The 5424-nt window shown below is 40.3% G+C and carries 6 protein-coding genes; 1 reads left to right on the top strand and 5 read right to left on the bottom strand.

The genetic code is table 11. From position 1 onward, the window contains the following. Positions 1–184: 184 nt before the first annotated feature. From LC574_RS24550 to LC574_RS24535, 4 genes are all read right to left on the bottom strand, one after another. On the bottom strand, positions 185–412 hold the full coding sequence (locus LC574_RS24550) for a hypothetical protein (RefSeq protein ID WP_229456162.1): 228 nt from the start codon (positions 410–412) through the stop codon (positions 185–187). 136 nt (positions 413–548) lie between these two features. Further along, positions 549–968 (bottom strand): PIN domain-containing protein, encoded by a 420-nt coding sequence (locus LC574_RS24545; protein ID WP_229456161.1) that lies wholly within the window; start codon positions 966–968, stop codon positions 549–551. Positions 969–982: 14 nt separating this feature from the next. Then, positions 983–1201 carry a hypothetical protein gene (locus tag LC574_RS24540; RefSeq protein WP_229456160.1) on the bottom strand — a complete coding sequence of 73 codons (219 nt, stop codon included), beginning with the start codon at positions 1199–1201 and terminating at the stop codon, positions 983–985. Positions 1202–1270: 69 nt separating this feature from the next. Further along, positions 1271–3637, bottom strand: a complete 2367-nt coding sequence (locus LC574_RS24535; protein ID WP_229456159.1) for a tetratricopeptide repeat protein — start codon at positions 3635–3637, stop codon at positions 1271–1273. A gap of 6 nt (positions 3638–3643) precedes the next feature. Between LC574_RS24535 and LC574_RS24530 the strand changes: the two genes are divergently transcribed. Next, positions 3644–4795, top strand: a complete 1152-nt coding sequence (locus tag LC574_RS24530; RefSeq protein ID WP_229456158.1) for an amino acid ABC transporter permease — start codon at positions 3644–3646, stop codon at positions 4793–4795. Between the two features lie 120 nt (positions 4796–4915). Here the strand turns inward: LC574_RS24530 and LC574_RS24525 are convergent. Beyond that, positions 4916–5424: DUF2887 domain-containing protein (locus tag LC574_RS24525; protein WP_229456157.1), on the bottom strand; the 509-nt coding region annotated here is incomplete at its 5' end.

The raw sequence follows: 5424 nt of genomic DNA, 5'->3' as shown, positions 1-5424 counted from the left end.
CAATCCCCTTTATTCCAATACGGTTCAGTTAAGGCTAAAACTATGTTAAAAGTCAATTTTTTTAACGAACCGCCAAGACGCCAAGGACGCAGAGAGAAGGAAGAAATGCTTAACTGAACTGTATTGGTTGATGTGCAACTTAAATGCGTAACAGCTTAGTTAGTTCTCTTATATGCAAGGATACTTACATCCCAAGTCCGTAGTCAGGGACTTCCAAATAAAAAAACATCCAACTTCTCTTGTGGGGTGCGCGTCTCGCCCGTGAGGACGGACAAGATGTCCACCCCACAAGTAGTAGTAATTTATTGAAAGTCGGCGGGAAACTCCATCCCCTTGTGGGTGGAGAGGGATAGCCGCCCGCCGACTTGGGGCATTGGGCATTGGGCATTGGTAACTCTTCCCCATGCCCCATGCCCGATTCCCCATGCCCAAAAACTCCATCCCCTTGTGGGTGGAGTTTTTCATTTCATAGCTCACGATAAGAGAATGCGTAAATCCTAAAGTTGCTCTTTAGATAATAATCGTAATTGATAGTCAAATACAAATTTTTATCTTCGCCAATTATCGATTAGTAAAGGATATCCTAATGCTTGGATATTTTGATAATGTTTAGTATTCCCTGTTACTAAAACTAAATTATTTTCGATAGCTATAGAAGCTATTAAGATATCTGCTAATCCTATTGGTTGTCCTGCTTTTTCTAAATCTGCCTGAATCAAGCCTGAAATTTCTGCACAGCTTTGGTCTAAATGCAAAACTTCTAATTGAGATAAATCTGCCAAAAATTCTTGAATGCGGTCATTGCGATTTATTTTCCTCCATCCCTTGATAATTTCAGAAACAGTAATTACAGAAATTGTGTACTGTTGCCATATAGCTTTATAAGCAATAGCTTTAGCATTTATTTTAGGATTTTTTAATTTGCGAATCTCTGATACAATGTCTGTATCAATTAAAGATTTTCTCACAGCTAATTTAGTTTTTATAAATTCCTGTGTTTTAAAATATCTGCAACCATTGTATCAACTAATTCCGCCTCATTAGACCATTTACCGATAAAGGAATCATTAATAACTTCTGGTTGTGTTAGTTGCTCAATCATTGCTTTGATTATGTCAGAAATTTCGCAATGATAAGTTTGTGTTAATTTTTCTATTTTTGCAAATGTTTCTTGATCGAGTTCGATTTCTATTTTTTTCATAATTCAGTTATTTTTGTCATAAATTAAGTAATATTATAACGCTGTGAGTAATTATGGCGTATCTCTCTTTCACCGCCGAAACCAACTGCGTACCCAACGCCACAACCGACGCAACCACACCCAAAAACCACGACGGGAGACTACAGGCGTTTGTGGTTGAGAAAGACGCTCAATTGCATTGTTGCAATCTTGCACTTGAGTATCGAGTCCCATCGCCTGACAAAGTTCACGGGCATTGCGATAAGCACCCAGCGCGTCTGATTCCCGATTGAGGTTTTCTAATGCCTCACCTAAATTAAACCATGCGATCGCTTCAGAATTGCGATCGCCTATTTCCCTAGCTATTTCCAAAGACTGCTGCAAGAAATCTATTGCCTGTTGGTACTGCCTCAAAGAGTTGTAAGCAAGACCCAAACTCATTAAAGATAAGCCTTCAGAATTGCGATCGCCTATTTCCCTAGCGATATCCAAAGACTGCTGCAAGAAATCTATCGCCTGTTGGTACTGCCCCTGAGAATTGTAAGCATTACCCAAATTAGCTAAGGATTTGCCTTCAGAATTGCGATCGCCTATTTCCCTAGCTATTTCCAAAGACTGCTGGTAGAACTCTATCGCCTGTTGGTACTGCCCCTGAGAATTGTAAGCAACACCCAAATTTATTAAGGATTTGCCTTCAGAATTGCGATCGCCAATTTCCCTAGCTACATCCAAAGACTGCTGGTAGAACTTAATCGCTTGTTGGTATTGCCCCAGAGATAAGTAAGCAAGACCCAAATTACCTAAAGATTTGCCTTCAATATTGCGATTACCTATTTCCCTAGCTATTTCCAAAGACTGTTGCAAGAAATCTATCGCCTGTTGGTACTGCCTCTGATATAAGTAAGCAAGACCCAAATTCATTAAGGATAAGCCTTCAGAATTGCGATCGCCTATTTCCCTAGCTATATCCAAAGACTGCTGCAAGAAATCTATCGCCTGTTGGTACTGCCCTTGATTTAAATAACCAAGGCCCAAATTCATTAAGGATGAGCCTTCAGGATTGCGATCGCCTCTCTCTCTAGCTATATTCAAAGACTGCTGGTAGAGATCTATCGCCTGTTGGTACTGCCCCTGATCTAAATAAGCATTACCCAAATTACCTAAGGATGAGCCTTCAATATTGCGATCGCCTATTTCCCTAGCGATATCCAAAGACTGCTGCAAGAAAGCTATTGCCTGTTGGTACTGCCCCAGAGATAAGTAAGCAAGACCCAAGTTATTGAGAGCAACCCCATACATCCGGTTTTCTCTCTCGTCAGTTTTTTGCCAAGCTTTTATCAACTGCCCGTATAAGTCAACTTGATCTGTGTAATAGCCCTGCAAAGTCAAAAAATCATCGCAGAACAGAATGCTATTAAAAGCCGAATCATATTTTTCTAGTTGATACCAGTGATAGAAAATTTCTAGATATTCTTTGATATCTTCTTTAGTTTGCCAATGTTCTTGTTTAACATTTAAAAGATAGTAATTGATAGCTCGTTGATGCGCCTCGGTCTGATCACCAGCCTTATACCGCACATACTCCAACACAACTGGCTGAAACTCAAACCGCCGCTTACCATTGAGTTTTTCTGACAACAAAGAACGCTTAACCAGATTCCTCAATTCTCCCTCAATCTCTGTTTTTGAACTTCCCGGCAACATAGCCACTGCTGCTGTACTATCAACTGCACCACGATAAACGCTGATATTGAGCAACAAAGCCTTTTGCAATTCACTCAAACGCTCAAAACTGGCATCTAATACCAACACCATCCCCACATTTTCCCGGTGATGCACACCTACCACTTGGGGATCTGTCAACAACTGCCGCAAATTCCCTAAGCCTAAATCTGCCAATCGTCTTAAATCAGGGTTTTGGGGGTATTCTTCTTTTAATAAATCTGCTACCAATCTCAACAGCAAAGGATGCCCATCTACCAATTCGACAAAATCCCCTAAATCCCCGCGAATGCCTAATGCAGTTAACAGTGCTATCCCTTCTGCGAGTTGTAAACCTTTCAGAGGTAGCCACTCAAAGCCTTTTAATTCTGGTCTTTCCCTAGTAGTAACTATTACCTTACTATTACCGCCATGTTCCACCCAAGCGTTGAAAAAGTCGCCGTAGAATTGACTTCCCCACTGTCTATCTGGCTGTAATAAACTCTCCAGATTGTCAATGATGAGTAAATATTGCCCAGATTGCAGACACTTAACTAGCGCCTGCATTAACTGCGCTTCTTGTTCTGGAACCCGAAAGCCAAATTCACTGAGGACTTGGCGGGCTAAATCGCTAAAACCTGCGCCATAACTAACATCAGCCCAAAATCGCTTAGGGAAACCCTCAATTTCATCATAAATTTTAGCTGCTAGCATCGATTTACCCGTGCCACCGATGCCTTCTATGCCAATGACCAATGACAAATGATAAATGACAAATTAACTTGGCTACGTAAAAACCTGTTCAGTACTTGGTACAACAGCTTGTTAACTGTTGTCTGTTTGGTGTTGCTGTTGTGGGTAGCGCGAGGAATTCTAACTTGGGCAACTACTCAGGCACAATGGGCGGTAATTCAGGTTAATTTACGTTTATTTTTAGTTGGTAGATTTCCTCAAACGCTATATTGGCGAACTTGGATTGTGCTGGCGATCGCTTCAAATTTAGGCGCTATAACTGGGGGTGTATTCTTTGGTAGACAAGAGTTAATAAAGCGTGGAATTGCTTTGTTTGTTTTTATCATCGGCGTTTTATTAATTGTTTTACCAGTAGACTTTACATACCGCCTTTGGTTATTGTTAATTGCATTTTTAGTATTTGTAGGTTTCTGGGTTGGAGGAAACTTTACTAAGGTACTAACTCCTTGGCTTTCCCTATTATGGTTATTATCTTTCCCGATAATTTTATGGCTACTTGGCGGTGGATTTGGATTGCAGCCTGTATCTACAAATTTATGGAACGGTTTGCTACTTACCCTACTAATGGCAGCAGTCAGTATTGTGCTTTCCTTTCCCATTGGAGTTTTACTTGCTTTAGGACGCACAAGCAATTTACCCGTAGTACGTTGGTTTTCTATCCTGTACATTGAAATCGTTAGAGGATTACCACTGATTGGAATTTTGTTTTTAGCTCAGGTAATGCTTCCCTTGTTTCTATCAGCAGACGTGCGTCTAGATCGGGTATTACGAGCAATTGCTGGATTAGTTTTATTTAGTGCTGCATACATGGCAGAAAACGTGCGCGGTGGACTTCAATCAATTCCTCGTGGACAAATTGAAGCTGGGAAAGCGCTAGGATTAAATACACCTTTGGTAGTGATATTAATTGTCCTACCTCAAGCCTTACGCAGCGTTATTCCTGCGATCGTTGGTCAGTTTATCGGCTTATTTAAAGATACTTCCCTCTTATCTTTAGTGGGATTGGTGGAACTCACAGGTATTGCGCGTTCCATATTGGCACAACCACAGTTTCTTGGACGCTATGCAGAAGTTTATCTATTTATTGGATTTATTTATTGGGTATTTTGTTACTCAATGTCGTTGGCTTCTCGGCGGTTAGAGAGACAGTTAAATCAGTAGTTAGGACATTTTAAAAAATAAATTACCAATAAAAATTCAAAAGCCAGAATTTAGAATAATTCTAGTATTTTGACTCCTTTTAATATTTTAACTTTTGCCTTGTTTGGTCAGTTGTGTAATTTATTGTGCATCTAACCAAGCTTGTAAATCCGCCAAGCTGTTAAAATCCAACAGAGCAACACTTAGATTCTCAAGCACTGTTAAGGGTAAATGAGAAATCGTTGCTTGCATTTCTTCAGACAGTTCTTGCCCAAGACGCTTAGTTAATTGTCGAACAATTAATTTAACAGTTGCTTCCTGTTCTCCCTCCTGTCGTCCTTCTTCCTTAATTTCTCGATAAACTCTCGTTTGTTGTAAAGTTATCCCTAACATGATTTCCACCTCGGCTCTGCTTAATTGTTCAAATTTGTACACCATTATGGTCGTTATCAATTCTATTATGGCGCGATTTGATACTTGGGGTACTTCTTCGTATGTTCTCGTTAGTAAATACCTAGCTTCTTCTGATGCTTGGTCTTCTTCTATCGTAGTCAGTACCATGAGTGCTAAACCCAAAGGTAGTTGGCGAATATCTCCTAACTCGTCCAAGTAAACGCGATCCAATTGTTCGCTATTAAGGAATGCGCGGT

The organism is Nostoc sp. CHAB 5715 (genome assembly GCF_020829685.1).
In the GTDB taxonomy this organism is placed as follows: Bacteria; Cyanobacteriota; Cyanobacteriia; order Cyanobacteriales; family Nostocaceae; genus Nostoc.
The sequence above is the reverse complement of the archived record's forward strand: the minus strand, read 5'-3'. Positions and strand labels throughout refer to the sequence as shown.